The organism is Curtobacterium sp. ZW137 (assembly GCF_003762905.1).
Classification (GTDB): domain Bacteria; phylum Actinomycetota; class Actinomycetes; order Actinomycetales; family Microbacteriaceae; genus Curtobacterium.
Window position 1 is genome coordinate 530,705 of record NZ_RJKS01000003.1, and the last position, 17,354, is coordinate 548,058.

Here is a 17,354-nt window from a genome sequence, read left to right on the forward strand (position 1 = left end):
CGGAAGGTCGCGACAGTGGCGGCACGACTCCCGACGACCCCGCACGCCCCCGGCGTGCTCCGACTGGTCGGCGCGACCCTCGTCGACGGCACCGGCGCACCGCCGCGCGCCGATGCCGAGGTCGAGCTGCACGATGGCATCGTCACGTACGCCGGCCCACGACGCGCCCCGGCACCAGGCGTCCCGGTCGCCGACCTCACCGGCACCTGGCTGCTGCCCGGCTTCATCGACACGCACGTGCACCTCAGCATGGTGCCGACCACCCCGGAGGAACAGCGGGCACGGTTCCCCGAGGAGGACGTGCTCGAGGTCGCCGGGATGCTCCGCTCCACGCTGCACGCCGGCGTCACCACCGCACGGGACCTCGACGGCCTGACGCCCGGGTACCGGAACGCCGTCGCCCGCGGCACGGTGGTCGGCCCGCGCCTGCACCTGGCGATCGCGATGCTCTCGCCCACCGGCGGGCACGCCGACCCCGTCCGGCCGAACGGCTCGCTCCCGGCGTGGGCGGTGCGCTCGGGGATGCCCGAGCCCGGCGTCGTCGACACCGACGAGGACGTCGTCCGCACCGTCCGCACCCTGCTCCGCACGGGCGCCGACGCGATCAAGGTCTCGACCTCCGGCGGGGTCGGGTCGCCCACGGACGACCCGGACGACGTCGGGATCACCGAGGAACAGGTCCGCCTGGTCGTCCGCCTCGTCGGCGAACGCGGTGGGCGCCCCGTCACCGCGCACGCCCTGACCGACGCAGCCGCACGAGCGGCCGTGCTCGGTGGCGCGTCGAGCATCGAGCACGGGTACGACCTCAGCGACGACACCATCGCCCTCATGGTCGAGCGCGGGACCGCGCTCGTCCCCACGCTCAGCACGCTGCTCCGCGAGCTCGACCCGGCCACCGCCTCCGAAGCGCGTCTGCGCCACCGCGCCGCCCTGCACGAGCGCGGACTCGACAGCGTCCGCCGCGCCGTCGCCGCCGGGGTCCCCGTGGCACTCGGCACGGACGCCGGCGTGCATCCGCACGGCCGCAACCTGGCGGAGCTCGCACGACTGGTGCAGGTCGGTCTGTCACCGCTCGCCGCCGTCACGGCCGGCACCCTCCAAGGGGCGCGGCTCCTCGGACTGGAGGACCGGCTCGGCTCCGTCGAGCCCGGCAAGGTCGGCGACCTGGTCGTCTCGGGCGTCGACCCGCTGGTCGACATCGGCGCGCTCGCCGACGCTGCCAGCGTGCGCGCGGTCCTGCAGTCCGGACGCGTGGTCAAGGACCTCGACGGCCTGGTGACCACGGCCTCCTGACCGTGGTCACCGCCGGTCGCTCAGGCGACCGCGGCGATCGCGCGCTCGATGACCGCGACGACCCGTTCCGGGGCGGCGTGGGCCACCGCGTGGCTGGTGTCGACCTCCTCGGCGTCGGCGCCCATGCGTGCGACGAAGTCGCGCTGGATCTCCGGCAGCAGGTGGCGGTCGCTCTGCGCGACCAGGTACCAGCTCGGCCGCGTCGCCCACGCGGGCTCGCCCGTCGGCTGCTGGAACGCGGCGTCCGCGGTCACGCGGCGCTCGTACCGCGCGGCGCGCAGGACGTCCTCCGGGACGTCCCACGCGAGCGCGGCCCGGGACTCCTCGTCGTCGCGGGTGATCCACTCGCCGTCCGGGCCGCGGTGCGTGTACCGCGAGACGAGGGCGGGTTCGCGGCGTTCGACGATCGCGGCGACGGACTCGCCGGCGTCCGGGGCGAAGGCCGCGACGTAGACCAGGCCGACGACGCGTTCGTGCGTGCCGGCGTTCGTGATGACCGCGCCGCCGTACGAGTGCCCGACGAGCAGCACCGGACCGTCGACCGCGTCCACCAGTGCGCGCACCGACGCCTCGTCGTCCCGCAGCGACGTCATGGGGTTGTCGGCGAGCGTGTAGGCGATCCCCCGGGCCCGCAGGAGGGGCGCGACGGAGGACCAGGCCGACGGCGACCCACCGGCGCCGTGGACCAGGACGACGTACACCGCCGGGGCGCTCACAGGTCGACCGCCGCGACGAGGGGGAGCAGGACGGTCGGGGCGGGCGCGGCCTCGCGTCCGGCGAACGGCACCGGCTGGCACACCATCAGGTAGTCGCCCGGTTCGACGGCGGACAGGTCGGCGTTCTCCAGGATCACGACTCCAGCACCGCAGAGCGCGACGTGCGTGGGCCACGCCTCGGTGTGGGCGGGGGCCTCCATCGTCATGTAGTCGATGCCCGCGAACCGCACCCCGTGCTCGACGAGCCACGCGGCACCGCTCGGTCCGAGGCCGACCCACGTGTCGGAGCGCACGTTCCGCGTCAGCGCGTCGGTCGAGTTCCGGGTGCGGAAGAGCACGCGCTCGGCACCGGCGGCTCCGGCGTCGGCCAGGTCCTCGGCCGTGATCTCCTCGGCGACGTGGCGGAGGTCGAGGACGCGGACCGGACCGACCACGCTGTCCAGCGCGATCTCGTCGACCGTCGCCGCTCCGGGGACGAAGTGCGACGGGGCGTCGACGTGCGTGCCGGTGTGGGCGCCGATCAACCACCGGGAGACGTCCGAGGGGTACCCGCCCGCGATCTCCTCGACCATCTCGAAGGTCGGCCGACGGCCCCAGTGCAGCATCTCGGTGTGGATCGGGATGTTGATGTCGATCGCGTCGGTCATGGGTCCCTCCGGGAACTGCGGCACAATGGATTCGGTTTCTAACAAATTGTATCCAATACGAGTCGAGGAGCAAGCATGGTCCGATCGATCCGCGACCTGGTGCCGGACGAGCTCGCGCTCGTGGGTCACCCGCGTCGGCTCGTCCCGCTCGTCCTCGGGTGGGAGCCCATCCCCGAGTCGATCTCCCTGCGCGGGGGCGACCCGGCCCGGTTCCTCCTCGAACCGGTGACGGCCGTCGCCGTGGTGTTCGACGAGGGCTGGGTGCTCGTCGACGGCGGGTTCGACCTGGACCGTGTCCGGGACCCCGAGCAGCGTGCGGCGCACTACGACCACGAGAGCTACACCGCCGTCGTGCCACCGGGTGACGCCCTGGCCGAGGGCGTCGCCGCTGCTGGGCTCGGATGGGACGCGCTCGCGGCGTGCGTGATCTCGCACGTGCACCTCGACCACACCGGTGGCCTCCGCCTCGTCGATCCGGGGACGCCCGTCGTGCTGCAGCGCCGCGAGTGGACGTGGTTGCGGAGCGGGATCGGGCGGCGGGAGACCGTCGTGGTCGACGACGTGCTCGCCGCCGACGTCCGCGTGCTGCTGCTCGACGGGGACACGGACCTCGCGCCGGGGCTCAGCGTGCTCGACACCCGCGGGCACACCCCGGGTCACCAGTCGGTCCGGGTCGACCTGCCGGACCGTTCGGTGGTGCTGGCGTGCGACGCGGCCGACCTCGAACGGAACCTGACCGAGCGGACGCCGTGCGGGTGGGTCGGCGTCGGCGGCGACGAACCCGACGCCCAGCGGTCCGTCGACCGGCTGGCCGATCTGGCGGGGCTGCCCGGCGTCGAGGTCTGGCCGGGTCACGATCCTGCGTGGGGGCCGTGGGTCCGCGGCTCGTCGAGCTGACCCGGAGCCGTACTTGCCGCCTCGGCCCGCGCCGTGGGAGTTTGGCCGGATGGACGCTGCTGCCGGACGGGTGCCGACCCTGACCCTGTTCTGTGGCCTGCCGGGATCGGGGAAGTCCACGCTGGCCCGTCGCCTCGAAGCGGCAGGCGTGGGCGTGCGGCTGGCGACCGACGAGTGGCAAGCGGCCGTCGGCATCCCGCACGCCGACGGTGCGTTCCACGAGCACCTCCAAGCGCTGCTCTACCGGCATGCGCTCGTCCTCCTGCGAGCAGGCGTCGACGTGATCCTCGAAGACGGTCTCTGGATGGCGCACGAACGGGCATCGAAGTTCGCGGACGCCCGCTCGACCGGGGCGAGGATCAGCCTGCACGTCTTCGACACCGATCTCGACACGCTCTGGGCCAGGATCGAGCAGCGCAACACCGCGGCTGTCTCCGACACCGCCCCCATCAGCGAGGCCGAGCTCCGCGCCGCATGGGACGTGTTCGAACCAGTCCGAGATGACGAACTCGCCGCAGTTGACGAGTACAGCCGACACCGAGGTGGCCTGGACTGATCAGTCGTGCGCCGTCGTACGCTCGACGCGTGAGCGATCCGAGAGAACCTCTCCTCCGTGAGGAACACGGCGCCGGGAACTGGGCTGCTGCCACGCAGCTCGCCAGGGTGCTGGTCGAACGAGGACCGATCGTCGTCGGCGCGTCGGTCCAGGCCGGCCTGGCCGGGCTGAGCATCCTCTTCTTCGCCCTCGGCACGTCCCTGGCGGCACTCGAGCCGTCGCCGTGGCAGGCGATCGTCAGCGGTGCCGGGTGCACCGTCGCTCTGCTCGGCTGGCTGTGGGCACGTCGGCACGACGGCTTGGAACCGCTCCTCGCCAGCGGCGAGCAAACTCCCGCGGCACTTCTCGATCGCGATCAACGGCGGGCCCTCCGCTCGCAGATGCGCGGGAGGACCGCGCCCACTCCGCAGTCGGTGGAACTCGTCGACCTCCTGACTCGTCGACAGCGAGCATCGGCGAGGAACACCTGGCCGACGCTCATCGGGTTCGGAGTCGCCCTCGTCGGCGCAAACCTCACATCCGGGATCCTCCTGCTCGGCTTCCTCGGGGTCGGCGTCTTCATCGCGGTCGTCAGCTGGATCGGGCGACGTCAGTGGAACCGAGTGCGTGCAGCGATCTCGCGAGTTCCTCGCGATCGACGCGAGGACGGCTGAGACTGTCTGACGCCGACGGGTCCCGATGCGCACCACCGTCTCGGGAGCTCGGGCGACGACGGAAGGATCCCCGACCATGCGACCACTGATCCTCTCTGGAGGCCCGGCTGTCGGGAAGACGACCTGCGCTCGGGCTCTCGCGGTCACCCAGGAGCGAGCCGCGTACCTCGACGGCGACGACATCCGTCAGCTCGTCGTCAGTGGAGCCGCGACGCCGTGGTCTGGTCCGGAAGGTCAGGCGCAACACGAGCTGGCTGCCCGCAACACGGCGGCACTTGCGCGGAACCTGCTGGCGGACGGGTTCACCGTCACCGCATCCGATGTGGTGACCGCGGAGGTCCTGCCCGTGTACCGCGCGCAGCTGCCGGAGTGCTTCATCGTGCACCTGGCGATCGGCCTCGACGAAGCTCGCGCACGAGCGACCACCCGCCCGGTGTACATCACGGACGAGGAGTTCGAGCTGCTGCACCGGATCACCGCCACTCCTCCCGCGGTGGACCTGGTCATCGACGTCTCGGGCATGACCGTGGAAGAGCAGGTCGACCGGATACGTGACGCCTGGGCGGGAGCCACGCCCGGCGTCCGGTAGCGAATCCGCTACCGGACAGGCGGAGCTGCCCACACCGCTCGATATCGCCAGAACAGTGAGCGCCGCATCCTGAACCCTGGAAGCACTCGACTCGCGACCGCGTGGATCTCTTCGAACGTGAGCGACGGCATCGTCGTCGGCGCCGTCATGTTCTCCGGCGGCACCACCGCGCGGTGAGGGTGGAGGACCACGCCGATGACGGCATTCAAGAGAACCGAGGCGAGTGAGCAGGGAAGGTCTTTCGGGGTCTCTCGGGCGAGGCCGACGATGACGAGTCTTCCGCCTGGCCGTACCAACGAGCGTGCCGCTTCGAGGGCCGGCGCAAGCGGAAGATGGTGGAGCGACGCCACGAAGGTCACCAGGTCATAGCACGGGTCTTCCTGGACTGTGAGGTCGAAGGGTTCTTCTCGAACGGTGACGTTCCGGAGGCCGTTCACGTTCACACGAGCGAGCGCCGCGGACCGGGCGTCTGGTTCGAGGCCGACGACTGCTCCCCCACACCGCGCGAGTCGCCTGATGAGCGAGCCGGTTCCGCACCCAACGTCGAGAACCGTGGCCGCTCTACCCACCCGCCGTGCATGCCAGAGCACGAACGGCGCGTACGCGTCGTTGTGGGACCAGGGATGCCCATCGCTGAACCGCCCCAACTTCGAAAGCAGCCGCATCCCCGTCGTGTTCATGGGCGCAGCGTATCCGCGACCGAGACCGACGAGCCCGGCGGCTCGTCACGCTGACCCCGAGCCGACCCGAGCACTTCGGCGCGAGCTTTCGACGGGCGCTACTTGCTGAAGAGCCAGCGCGACAGCAACGACACCTCCGAGCGAGCACTGTTCGACGCGTTCGTCGTCACGCGCGGATCCGATCAGTGACGCTCGCTTCGTGTCCGCCTGCAAGAGCCTCCGGTCGACTGGTCACGCCACCACGAGCGCCTTCATCCCCTTCCCCGCCCGCAGCGCCTGGATCGTCTCCTCCACCCGGTCGAGCGGCACGTCGTCCACCCACCCCGTGGTGTCGTACCGGCCCTCGGCCATCGCGGCGATCACCGCGTCGAAGTCCTCCTGCAGGTAGGCCAGGGTGCCGGTGATCGAGGCCTCCGGCATCACGAGCGCGGTGGGGTCGAAGTCCATCGCCCGCTCGTGGATCGCGACGACGACCGCGGTGCCGTGCGGTGCGAGCTGCTCCAGACCCGAGGCGAGCGCGGGGCCGACCCCGGCGGCGTCGAACACCGCGTCGACGCCGTCCCCGTCGGTGACCCGGGCGACGACCGCGGACAGGTCCTCGGACATCGGGTCGATCACGTGCTCGGCGCCGACGCCCTGGATGGCCCGACGCCGGACCTCGCTCGGCTCGGACACGACGACGGTCTCGACGCCGCGGGCGCGGAGCGCGAACCAGACGCCGATGCCGATCGGTCCGGCTCCGACGACCAGGGCGCGCTGGCCGGCCCCGATGCCGCTCCTGGTGACGGCGTGCCACGCGACGGCCATCGGTTCGACGAGCGCACCGAGCCGCAGGTCGACGTTCTCGGGGAGCACGTGGAGCTTCGACGCCGGCACGGTGGTGAACTCGCTCATCCCGCCGCCGTGCGCGGTGATGCCGTGGAACCCGATGGTCCGGCATGCGTTCGGTGCGCCGCGGCGGCACGCGGCACAGGTGCCGCAGGCGTAGATGGGCCAGACGGCGACGCGGTCGCCGACCGACACCTCGGTGACGTCCGGGCCGAGCTCGACGACGGTGCCGGAGAACTCGTGACCGAGGATCTGCGGCAGGGTCGAGCCGGTGACGGGGTGCGGGTGCTCGAGGTCGATCCCGGCCGAACCGGGAGCGAAGTAGATGTGCAGGTCCGACCCGCAGATGCCGGCGTAGGCGTTGCGGATCTTCACCTCGCCGGGGCCCGGCGTGGGTTCGTCGACCTCTTCGATCCGGAGGTCTTCCTGGGCGTGGAACACGGCTGCGCGCATGGTGCTGGTGCCTTTCGGGGCGTGGGCGGTCAGGTCGGGGCCGGTCAGTACAGGGCCGGCTGGGCGGTCCACGCGGTGAGTCCGCCGTCGACGGGCAGGGTCACGCCGCTGACGTAGGCGGCGTCGGGCGAGGCGAGGAAGAGGATCGCTGCGGCGATCTCGTCGGGCTCGCCGACCCGGCCGAGGGGGATCCGCTCGGCGTAGGTGTCGCGGACGACGGCGTTGGCGTCGAGGATCGGGCGGAGCAGCGGGGTGGCGACCGGGCCCGGCGCGACGGCGTTGACGCGGACGCCCCGGTGGCCGTAGTCGACGGCCATGCTGCGGGTGAGGTTGATCACGGCGCCCTTCGCGGCGTTGTACGCGGCCATGGCGCTGTCGCCGCCCATGCCGGAGATCGACGCGGTGTTCACGATCGACCCCTTCGAGGCGACGAGGTGGGGGAGCGCCGCGCGGGCGACGTGGAACACGCCGTCGAGGTCGACGCCCAGCACGAAGCGCCACGTGGCGTCGTCGACGTCGGCGACGGCACCGGCGGCACCGACGCCGGCGTTCGCGACCAGGAGGTCGAGCTTCCCGTGGGCCTCGACGACCTCGGCGATGGTGCGGTTCACGGCATCGGCGTCGGTGACGTCGAGCACACGGGTGTCGAGACGGTCTCCGGCGTCCTGGTGCTCGCCGCGGAACGACGCGATGGTGGCCTCGGCGACGTCGACGGCCACGACGGTCGCGCCTTCGGCCAGGAGGCGGGTGGTCACGGACGCGCCGATGCCGGACACGCCTCCGGTGACGAGGGCGACGGTGCCGTCGAAACGGCCTGGGGTGATCTGCATGGTGGGTTCCCTTCGGTGCTCCTCGATGAGCACCTCACCACCGTACGCCTTTGTCTTGCAGGTGTCAGATAGTCACCGCATCAGGCGAACCAGAACTCCGGCGACGCCGCGATGATCACGGCGACCCCGCGGTCGACGTCGAGTGGCTCGGTGTGGATCCACCGCTCGACGGCGCCGACGGTGCCCGCGGCCGCGTACGAGGCGACGACGTCGAGGGCGTCCTCGTCCGCCGCGTCGACGCCGGCCGGCACGCTCTGCGGGTGCTGGTCGAGGTGCGTGCGGAGCGTCGCGTGGATCGTCCGCTCGAGGTTCGCCCGGAGCGGGGCGAGCAACTGCGGACCCATCGCGTTCCGGTACACGTCGACGTGGTCGGCGACGTGCTGCAGGAGCGACCGCTCGGCTGCCCGGAACGCCTCGAGCCCGGACAGCGGATCGTGCCGTCCGATCGCCTCGGCGAGTTCCTCGCCGAGGGTGACCGCGACGAGCTCGACGGGGGACGGGGCGTGCCGGTAGAAGGTGTCGCGGGTGATGCCCGCCGCGCGGCACACCTCGGAGACCGAGATGGACTGCAGCGGCGCAGCCGCTGCCAGGGTGAGCGCTGCGTCGCGCAACGCGCGCTGTGATCGTGCGTACCGCGGATCCACTCCAGCAGCCTAGGGCGGACGGGAGGCTCGTGGCGGCGCCGCCACGAGCCTCCCGTCCGTCACGGCGCGACCTGGGTGCGGACCGCACCCCACGGGGTGTGCAGGACCGCGTGGACGCGCGCGTCGTCGAGGACGGGGGTGAAGCGCGACGAGGCCTCGGTGCGGGCGAACGGGTCGACCCCGAGGGCGAGCATCGGGAGGAGGACGATCGGCCCTGCCGACCAGGGGTGGCAGACGCTCTGGTCGTCGACGGTGGCGTCGGGCGACCAATGCTCCCACCACGTCCCGGCGCCGGCGTCCATCATCCCGCCCCAGTGCTCGTCGAGCCGGCGCCGTGCGGCGGTGGGTTCGCCCAGCACGATGAGTGCGCGGCACAGGGAGAAGACGAAGTACCCGGTGGTGGGTTCGAATCCGTCGAAGACGGTCGGGTCGACGAGTTGCCGTGCGACGTCGGGATCCACTGCGCACGCGAGGATCGCGGCCGCGTGGGGATGGCGGACGACGTCCGGTCTCGCCGCGAGCACCTCGTCGAAGCGAGCGGCGTGCCGTGCAGCAGCCGGACCGTCGCCCGCGCGGGCGGCCAGGTCGCGCGCAGCGAGCAGCGCGGCCGCGTACTGCGCGTCGAGGGCAGCCTGCAATGCCTGGGCGGTGAACGGGTACCAGTCGATGAAGGGCCACCATCCGGGGCCGTCGGCGTCGAACCCGGTCGCGCCCCACCGCGCGTCCGCCCACGACATCGTCCGGTCGAGCGCGTCGCGGAGCTCCGCGAGGAGGTCGTCGTCGTCGGCGAGCCTGACGTGCTCGTCGACCTGACACACCCACTGCAGGGCGAAGTCGGGGATGCGGTGGCGTGTGCCGCTCGGGGTGAGCGCGGCGATCATGCCGTCGGGGTCCTGTGCGGCGGCGAACTGACGAACCGACCGTCGGGACGTGTCGGCGACGCCGGTCGTGGTGATGTCGAACACTGCCTGGAGCCGGGCGTCGGCGACGTAGTGCCCACCCTCGCGGAGGGGGCAGTCCTCGTAGAGGTCCTGCCGACCGACGGCGACCGTGGCGGCACTGATCGCGTGCATGCGGGCGTACCGCTCCGACCCCGTCCGGAACTCCGGGTCGGGGCGGTCGGCGGTCACCGCCGCGAACGTGACGTGCACCGTCGCGGACCCGGGCGACCGCACGACGATCGCGAGGTCCCGGAACGTCCTGCGGTTCCAGAACCGGTGGACGGTCCGGCCCGCCGGGACCACGACCGTGTCGACCGCCGCGATGCCCTGCCGGGTCGCGGTCGGCCAGCCGGATTCGTCGACGGTCTCGCCGAACGCGACGTCGACGGTCGCCGGAGCAGCGGCCTCGACGGTGAGGGTCAGGAAGCCGACGAGCTGATGGGGGAGTCGATGGAGGACGTAGCGCGGAGCACCGTCGTCGCCGACCGTCCCTGCTTCACGGATCGGTCCTGCGGCGACGATGGCGGCCGCACGGGTCGGGGCGGCGAGTGCACGCCGCGCCCACTCGTCGGCCGGGATGTGCCCGCGCTCCGTCCGGTACCGGTCCACATCCACGGCGCGCTCGACGACCGTGCGGTCGTACGGCGTCGGGATCTGTTCGTCGGGGTACTCCACGGCACCGGACCAGCCCGCGGCTGCGTCGTCGAGGGTCCGGTCGGACCACTCGGTGAACCCGGCCGACCAGACCGTCTGCGGGGCGTCCTGTCGCCAGCCGCCCGGCACCGAGGTCTCCCAACCTCGGTCCGTGCCGAGGGAGTGCTCTGTGCCGGTCGCATCGACCAGGGCACCTTCGACGAGGAGCCCGCCGACCGCGTGGGGCTGGTGGTGCGTGCCGATCCCGAGCAGGTGCACGCCGATCACGAGCGTCACGGAGACGCCGTCGCCGAGTGCGTCGGAGAGGTCGACGGTCACCGCATCGGCTCCGGGGGCGGAGCTCTGGAGGTCCTGGTGCGTGACGAACCGGCCGTCGACCCAGACCCGGAACGACCCTCTGGCCGCCACGCGGATCGACCCGGAGACCAGGGGTGCGTCCGCGGTCACGGTGCGGCGGAGGAGCAGGAGCTGGTTCGGGGTCTCCCGGTGGAAGGCGTCCCAGATCCAGCGGCTCACGAGCCCACCACGACGTGGACCCGCCGGTGCCCGACTGCGTCGCCGGGGACGTGCGTCGCCACGGTGGTCACGTCGACGCCGTCGACCGTCACCGACGACTCCTCGCCGGCCACGACCGTGAGGTCCAGCACCGCGGTGCCGACGGTGATGCCGCGTGCCGTGACGATCTCCCCGGCGGCCGGGCGGAGCGGTTCGAAGCGGACGCCGTCGATGCCCGCGCGGACGCCGAGGACGCCGAGGTGCACGAGCCGCAGGTACGACGTCGCCGACCAGGTCTGGTTCGGCTCGCTGTCCCACAGGAAGCCGCACTGCCAGCCTCCGGACGGCGCACCGGTGACGGCGTCGTACACCTCGTCGAACCGACCGTCGCTGGCCTCGACGAGGGCACGGAGGTCCTCGAGCGTGCGGTCGACCCCCGCGACGTCGTGGATCGACGCGGACGCGAACCCGACCAGGCCCATCACCATCGGCCAGCAGATCGCGTTGTGTCGGCCCGGGTGGCCGTCGGAGTACCGGTCGTCGAAGTGCGGGGCGACGTTCACCGCCCCTGCCGGACCGCGACCCACCGACTCGAGCGTCGCGGCCCTGGTGGTCTCGGATGCGACGTCGAAGAGGACGGCGAGCGCCAGGCCGGCTGCCTCCCGATGCTCGTCGAGCGTGCCGGCGAGCGGGCCGACGCCGTGGCGGAAGTACCCGAAGGACGTGCCGTCCCCGAGGTGCTCGCGGATCGCCGAGGTCAGCCGGTCGGCGGCCGACGCGGAGTCGCCGGGGTCCTCGCCGAGATCGCGCGCGGTGGCGTCGAGGGCGCGGTACGCGGCGACGTAGAGCACGTTGGTGGACAGGGTCATGACCTCGTGCGCATCGGGGTAGTCGAGCACGAACGAGGACGGCTCCTCGGAGGTCGCCGGTGGCGTCGGCAGGCCGGAGATGCCGTCCTGCATGAGGGCGGGACCGGCGTACAGGCCCCAGCGCGGCCGGAACCGGTCGCGGTGCAGGATCTCGAGCGACGCCCGCCCGACCTCGAGGACGGTCCGGAGGAGTTCGCGATCACCGGTGGACAGTGCGAGGTCGCGTGCTGCGATCACCCAGACGATCTGGTCCCACCACTGGTCGTCCTGGGCGATGACCCGGCGTCCGTCGGCGAGCTGGTCACACACCCGGAGCAGCGTCGAGCGGGCGACGTCCGGCCGCAGCAGCGCGGCGGCGCCCCAGGTGTTGAGCGCCGCGTCCCGGGTCCACGGGTCGGTGTAGCCGTCACCGGCACGGATGTACGCGCCGCGCTCGTCGTGGACGGTGTTCCGGTCGAGGGTGCGGACGGCGGTGTCGTACATCGGCCCGAACCAGGCCCTCGTCGTCGAGGCCACTGCGATTTCCATGCCTCGATAGTGACAACGTTGACATCAAGAGTCAACGTTGACACACTGCTCGGCACGGACGCGACGATGCGTCCACTCGACGAAGCAGAGACAGCACTGAGCCCATGCACACTGATCCCCAGCGCGTCATCGACCGCGCGACACGCATCCTCCGCGAGCGGATCCGCCCGGCGGCCGAGGTCGTCACCACCCCCCTCGACATCACCATCCGGGCGCTGCCGGGCGAACCGGAGCCGTTCGGTGACGCGACCGCTGCGGCGGACGCGTTCCGGCCGGCCGCGATCGGTGAACCCTGGGGTCCGGCCTGGACCACGAGCTGGTTGCACCTGACGGGCACGGTCCCCGCCGACTGGGCCACGGCGATCGCCGCGGCCGACCGCGACGCCGACCGACTCGGTGCGGCCGGCCCGACCCTGGTCGCCCTGATCGACATCGGGTTCGAGCCGGACTCCGGCCCCGGCTTCCAGTGCGAGGGGCTCGTCCACCGCGCTGACGGCACCATCGTCAAGGGCATCCACCCGCGGTCCCAGTGGGTCCCCCTGGCCCTCGACGACACCACCGTCGACCTGTGGGTCGAGGCCGCCGCGAACCCCGACATCGCCGCTGCGCAGTTCCGACCCACCCACCTCGGCGACGGGATCACCCCGGACGGCCCACCCCTGTACCGCCTGGTCCGTGCGGACGTCGCGGTGCTCGACCCGGAGACCCAGGCGCTCGAGGTCGACCTCGAGGTCCTGCTCGGCTGGGCAGAGGAACTCCCCGCCGACCGACCGCGACGTGTCCGGCTCCTCCGCGCGCTCGACCTGGCGTGCGACGCGCTGGACCTCGACGACGTGCGCGGCACCGCGGCCCTCGCGCGGGCGGTGCTCGCCCCGGAACTCGCGCGTCGTGCCGATGCCAGCGCGCACCGGCTCGCGGCGATCGGCCACGCGCACATCGACTCCGCCTGGCTGTGGCCGACGCGCGAGACGATCCGCAAGTGCACGCGCACCTTCTCGAACGTGCTCGACCTGATGGACCGCTACCCCGAGTTCCGGTTCGCCTGCTCGCAGCCGCAGCAGTACGCGTGGATCGAGCAGACCCACCCGGAGCTGTTCACCCGCATCACGGCAGCCGTTGCCCGAGGCCAGTGGATCCCGGCGGGCGGCATGTGGGTCGAATCCGACACGAACCTCCCCGGTGGGGAAGCGCTCGTGCGGCAGATGGTCCACGGCAAGCGGTACTTCGCCGACAAGTTCGGGTACGAGCCGCATGAGGTCTGGCTGCCGGACTCGTTCGGCTACACCGCCGCGCTCCCGCAGATCGCGGCGCTCGCCGGGTACCGGTGGTTCCTGACCCAGAAGCTGTCGTGGGGCAACCCGAAGGACAAGTTCCCGCACCACACCTTCCGGTGGCAGGGCATCGACGGGACGACGCTGTTCAGCCACATGCCCCCGGTCGACAGCTACCTCTCCGAACTCACGCCCCGCGAGCTGCAGCACGCGTCGTCGAACTTCCGCGACCACGGGGACGCCACCACGTCGATGGTGCCGTTCGGGCACGGCGACGGCGGTGGCGGTCCGACGATCGTGATGATGGAACGAGCCCGACGGCAGGCCGACCTCGAGGGCGCCCCGGTGGTCGAGCACGCCACCCCGGAGTCGTTCTTCACCGCCGCCGAACGGGAGTACCCGAACGCACCGACGTGGGTGGGGGAGCTGTACCTCGAGGGGCACCGCGGGACCTACACGTCACAGGCCGCGATGAAGCAGGGCAACCGTCGCAGTGAGCACCTGCTCCGCGAGGCAGAGCTGTGGTGTGCGACGGCGACGGTGCGGCACGGCGTCCCCTACCCCTACGAGACGCTCGACCGGCTGTGGAAGACGGTGCTCCTGCACCAGTTCCACGACATCCTGCCGGGGTCGTCGATCGGGTGGGTGCACCGCCAGGCCGCTGCGTCGTACGCGGCCGTCCGCGACGAACTCGAGGCGGTCATCGCCTCCGCGCTCGACGTCCTGGCCGGCCAAGGGGACGTCGCACTCGCGTTCAACGCGACCCCGACGGTGGCGGACGGTGTGCCTGCACTCGGTGCCGGGCCCGCCGGAGCCGACCCCGGCCTCCCGTTCGTCGACGTCCGCCAGGACGGTGGTTCCACCGTCATCGACAACGGCGCACTCCGCGTCGTCGTCGACCGGACGGGAGGCGCGGTGAGCGTCCGCGACGTCGCCCGCGCCCGTGAGCTGGTCGCCCCCGGCGGCCGCATCGGCGACCTGGTCCTGCACCAGGACCTGCCGAACGCCTTCGACGCGTGGGACGTGGACGAGCACTACCTCGCCACCGGCCGTGTCATCGACGAGGTCGACGACCTGCGGGTCGAGCGTGCCGAGGACGGCTCGGCGACCGTCGTCGTCGAGCGCACCTTCGGCCGGTCCAGGGCGACGCAGCGGATGACGCTCCGGCCCGGCGCCGGCGAGATCGACTTCGTCACCGAGGTCGACTGGCACGAGGCGGAGCGCTTCCTGAAGGTCGCGTTCCCGCTCGACGTCCGGACCGACGTGTCCACGTCGGAGATCCAGTTCGGGCACATCCAGCGCCCGACGCACCAGAACACCACTTGGGACGCCGCCAAGTTCGAGATCGCCGCACACCGCTGGGTGCACGTCGGCGAACCCGGGTTCGGGGTCGCCGTGGCGAACGACTCGACGTACGGACACGACGTCCGTCGCCGGGACGGGGTCGACGGTGGCCTGCCCGGGACGGAGGTGCGCCTCTCGCTCCTGCGCGCACCGCGGTACCCGGATCCCGAGGCGGACCAGGGCGTCCACCGCTTCGCCTACCGCCTGGTCAGCGATGCGTCCATCGCGGATGCCGTCGACGCGGGGTACCGGGTGAACCTGCCGACCCGGCGGCACGCGGGAGCGGCTCCGGTCGCTCCGCTCGTGACGGTCTCCGAGCGCGGCGTGGTCGTCGAGAGCGTGAAGCTCGCCGAGGACCACTCCGGCGACCTCGTCGTCCGGATGTACGAGTCGCTCGGCGAACGGTCGACCGCCACCGTGACGTGGGACCTCGACAGCGCCGGCGCATCGGTCGTCGACCTGCTCGAACGCGAGCTCGAGGCACGTCCCGATGCGCGCGAGTCGACACCGGTCGAGTTCCGACCGTTCCAGATCGTGACGCTCCGGATCCACCGGAGCACCGGACTCGAGGAGGAGATCGGATGACACGCACCACCATCGAGACGATGCCGGCACCGGCCGCGCAGTCGCTCATGCCCCCACGGGTGAGACCCGTCCGCCGGACCGGGCGGCGCCGCAGCGACGTCCTCGCCGGCTACCTGTTCATCGCCCCCGCCATCATCGGACTGCTGCTGTTCGTCGGCTACCCGATGGTCACGTCCCTGTACCACTCCTTCACGCAGTGGAACGGGCTCACCCCGGCGAAGTGGATCGGCTTCGACAACTACGTCGAGATGTTCACGGCCGACCCGAAGTTCTGGCCGTCGGTGGGGGTCACCCTGCTCTGGGTCGTCATCTCGGTGCCCGTCACCATCGCGGCCGGCCTCGGGCTCGCCGTGCTCGTGGACCGGTCGCTCAAGGGGGTGAAGCTGTTCCGGACGATCTTCTACCTGCCGGTGGTGCTCCCCGCCGTCGCCGTCCTGACCCTGTGGAAGTACATCTACGACCCGACGTACGGACTCGCGAACGAGGTCCTCCGTGCGCTGCACCTGCCGACGAGCATGTGGCTCGGCGACGCGCACGTGGCACTCGCCTCCGTGCTCATCGTCGGGGTCTGGGGCGTCGGCGGGACGATGATCATCTTCCTCGCCGGACTGCAGGCCGTCCCGGTCGAACTGACCGAGGCCGCGAAGGTCGACGGTGCGGGTCCGATCCGACGGTTCCTGCAGATCACGCTGCCGATGATCGGACCGATCCTGCTGCTCCAGCTCGTCCTGCAGCTCAACGGCGCGTTCCAGACCTTCACCCAGATCGCGATCCTGACCAAGGGCGGCCCCGGCACGTCGACGAACCTGCTGATGTACAAGATCTACACCGACGGCTTCGCCAACTTCATCGCGTCCCCCAACCTCGGGTACGCGACCGCGGAGGTCTGGGTGCTCTTCCTCATCGTGATGATCGTCACGCTCGGCATGCTCCGCCTCACCCGCGGACGCTTCTCGGCAGGGAGCGAAGCATGACCGCCGTCGTCCCGCGCACGCGACGGATGCCGCTCGCGCAGCGCGTTCCCCTGCTGCTCTCCCGCATCGCGTGGTACCTGCTCTGCGCACTCCTCGCGGTGTCGATGCTGCTCCCGCTGGTGTGGATGCTGAGCATCGCGCTGAAGTCGAACGGCGACATCAACCAGATCCCGCCGTCGTTCTTCCCGAAGGAGTTCGACTGGTCGAACTTCGTCACCGGGCCGAACATGATCGACTTCTACCGGTTGCTGCTCAACACGGCGATCGTCACGGTGCTCTCCACCGCCGGCGCGGTCGTCAGCTCGATGGTGGTCGGCTACGGCATCTCCCGCATCGACTTCCCGGGCCGCAAGCTCTGGTTCGCGCTGATCTCCGGCAGCCTGTTCGTGCCGGGCATCGTCGGGCTCATCCCGCTGCAGCACCTCTACATCTCGCTCGGACTGATCGACACCTGGGTGCCGCTCGTCCTGCCGGCGTTCTTCGGCAGCCCGATCTTCGTGTTCCTGGCGCGGCAGTACTACCAGTCGATCCCGCGCTACCTCGACGAGTCGGCGCTGATCGACGGCGCCGGGCACTGGACGATCTTCACGAAGATCATGCTGCCGATCACGAAGCCGGTGTCAATCACCATCGCGATCATGTCCTTCCAGCTCGCGTGGAACGACTACCTCAACCCCCTCGTGTACCTGCAGACCGGGTCGAAGTTCACGCTCTCGCTCGGCATGGCGTCCTTCCTCGGCGACACCGCGGGCTCTCAGTACAACTACTACATGGCGACGAACCTGCTGTTCATGCTGCCGCCGCTCGCCCTGTTCTTCCTCGCCCAGCGCTACTTCATGGAGGGCATCGGCTCCCTCGGGACGATCTCGAAGTGAGCCGCGCCCGCACCCCCGAACCACCCACCGAT

16 protein-coding genes are annotated in these 17,354 nt (G+C 71.4%); 8 read left to right on the plus strand and 8 right to left on the minus strand.

Going from position 1 to position 17,354, the window contains the following annotated elements:
• Nucleotides 1-15 precede the first annotated feature (15 nt).
• A complete protein-coding gene (locus tag EDF55_RS12195) occupies nt 16-1,293 on the plus strand; it encodes an amidohydrolase family protein (RefSeq protein WP_123655210.1) in 1,278 nt (425 codons plus the stop codon).
• 20 nt (nt 1,294-1,313) lie between these two features.
• Here the strand turns inward: EDF55_RS12195 and EDF55_RS12200 are convergent, their stop codons facing one another.
• The gene (locus EDF55_RS12200) at nt 1,314-2,009 is read right to left on the minus strand and encodes an alpha/beta fold hydrolase (RefSeq protein WP_185017354.1); all 696 of its coding nucleotides are present in this window, start codon (nt 2,007-2,009) and stop codon (nt 1,314-1,316) included.
• A complete protein-coding gene (locus tag EDF55_RS12205; RefSeq protein WP_123655212.1) occupies nt 2,006-2,656 on the minus strand; it encodes a cyclase family protein in 651 nt (216 codons plus the stop codon). The genes EDF55_RS12200 and EDF55_RS12205 overlap by 4 nt, the downstream gene beginning before the upstream one ends.
• Nucleotides 2,657-2,731: 75 nt before the next feature.
• Here EDF55_RS12205 and EDF55_RS12210 point away from each other — a divergent pair, with 75 nt between their 5' ends.
• The 4 genes from EDF55_RS12210 (at nt 2,732) to EDF55_RS12225 (ending at nt 5,351) form a co-directional block, all read left to right on the plus strand.
• On the plus strand, nt 2,732-3,553 hold the full coding sequence (locus tag EDF55_RS12210) for an N-acyl homoserine lactonase family protein (protein WP_123655213.1): 822 nt from the start codon (nt 2,732-2,734) through the stop codon (nt 3,551-3,553).
• A 49-nt stretch (nt 3,554-3,602) separates the two neighbouring features.
• Nucleotides 3,603-4,109, plus strand: a complete 507-nt coding sequence (locus EDF55_RS12215) for an ATP-binding protein (protein ID WP_123655214.1) — start codon at nt 3,603-3,605, stop codon at nt 4,107-4,109.
• 29 nt (nt 4,110-4,138) lie between these two features.
• Nucleotides 4,139-4,762 (plus strand): hypothetical protein, encoded by a 624-nt coding sequence (locus EDF55_RS12220; RefSeq protein WP_123655215.1) that lies wholly within the window; start codon nt 4,139-4,141, stop codon nt 4,760-4,762.
• Between the two features lie 76 nt (nt 4,763-4,838).
• Nucleotides 4,839-5,351, plus strand: a complete 513-nt coding sequence (locus EDF55_RS12225; protein ID WP_123655216.1) for a hypothetical protein — start codon at nt 4,839-4,841, stop codon at nt 5,349-5,351.
• Nucleotides 5,352-5,359: 8 nt separating this feature from the next.
• On the opposite strand, the gene EDF55_RS12230 is transcribed toward EDF55_RS12225, so the two are convergent.
• The 6 genes from EDF55_RS12230 to EDF55_RS12255 form a co-directional block, all read right to left on the minus strand.
• Entirely contained in the window at nt 5,360-6,031 is a 672-nt protein-coding gene (locus tag EDF55_RS12230; RefSeq protein ID WP_123655217.1) for a bifunctional 2-polyprenyl-6-hydroxyphenol methylase/3-demethylubiquinol 3-O-methyltransferase UbiG, read from the minus strand.
• Nucleotides 6,032-6,262: 231 nt separating this feature from the next.
• Entirely contained in the window at nt 6,263-7,312 is a 1,050-nt protein-coding gene (locus EDF55_RS12235; protein ID WP_123655218.1) for a 2,3-butanediol dehydrogenase, read from the minus strand.
• Nucleotides 7,313-7,356: 44 nt separating this feature from the next.
• Nucleotides 7,357-8,142: an SDR family NAD(P)-dependent oxidoreductase gene (locus tag EDF55_RS12240; RefSeq protein WP_123655219.1), complete on the minus strand. Its 786-nt coding sequence runs from the start codon at nt 8,140-8,142 to the stop codon at nt 7,357-7,359.
• 80 nt (nt 8,143-8,222) lie between these two features.
• Nucleotides 8,223-8,753 carry a TetR/AcrR family transcriptional regulator gene (locus EDF55_RS12245; protein ID WP_185017357.1) on the minus strand — a complete coding sequence of 177 codons (531 nt, stop codon included), beginning with the start codon at nt 8,751-8,753 and terminating at the stop codon, nt 8,223-8,225.
• A 92-nt stretch (nt 8,754-8,845) separates the two neighbouring features.
• On the minus strand, nt 8,846-10,897 hold the full coding sequence (locus tag EDF55_RS12250) for a family 78 glycoside hydrolase catalytic domain (RefSeq protein WP_123655221.1): 2,052 nt from the start codon (nt 10,895-10,897) through the stop codon (nt 8,846-8,848).
• Complete coding sequence (locus tag EDF55_RS12255) at nt 10,894-12,273, minus strand: MGH1-like glycoside hydrolase domain-containing protein (protein ID WP_123655222.1); 1,380 nt, start codon at nt 12,271-12,273, stop codon at nt 10,894-10,896. The genes EDF55_RS12250 and EDF55_RS12255 overlap by 4 nt, the downstream gene beginning before the upstream one ends.
• Before the next feature lie 104 nt (nt 12,274-12,377).
• Between EDF55_RS12255 and EDF55_RS12260 the strand changes: the two genes are divergently transcribed.
• Genes EDF55_RS12260 through EDF55_RS12270 form a run of 3 tightly spaced genes read left to right on the plus strand, consistent with a single transcriptional unit; the run spans nt 12,378 to nt 17,322 of the window.
• A complete protein-coding gene (locus EDF55_RS12260) occupies nt 12,378-15,473 on the plus strand; it encodes a glycoside hydrolase family 38 C-terminal domain-containing protein (protein ID WP_123655223.1) in 3,096 nt (1,031 codons plus the stop codon).
• Nucleotides 15,470-16,447, plus strand: coding sequence for a carbohydrate ABC transporter permease (locus EDF55_RS12265; protein WP_221180753.1), 978 nt, complete (start codon nt 15,470-15,472; stop codon nt 16,445-16,447). Before EDF55_RS12260 ends, EDF55_RS12265 begins: the two co-directional genes overlap by 4 nt.
• Nucleotides 16,444-17,322, plus strand: a complete 879-nt coding sequence (locus EDF55_RS12270) for a carbohydrate ABC transporter permease (RefSeq protein ID WP_123655224.1) — start codon at nt 16,444-16,446, stop codon at nt 17,320-17,322. Before EDF55_RS12265 ends, EDF55_RS12270 begins: the two co-directional genes overlap by 4 nt.
• The last annotated feature ends 32 nt before the right edge of the window (nt 17,323-17,354 follow it).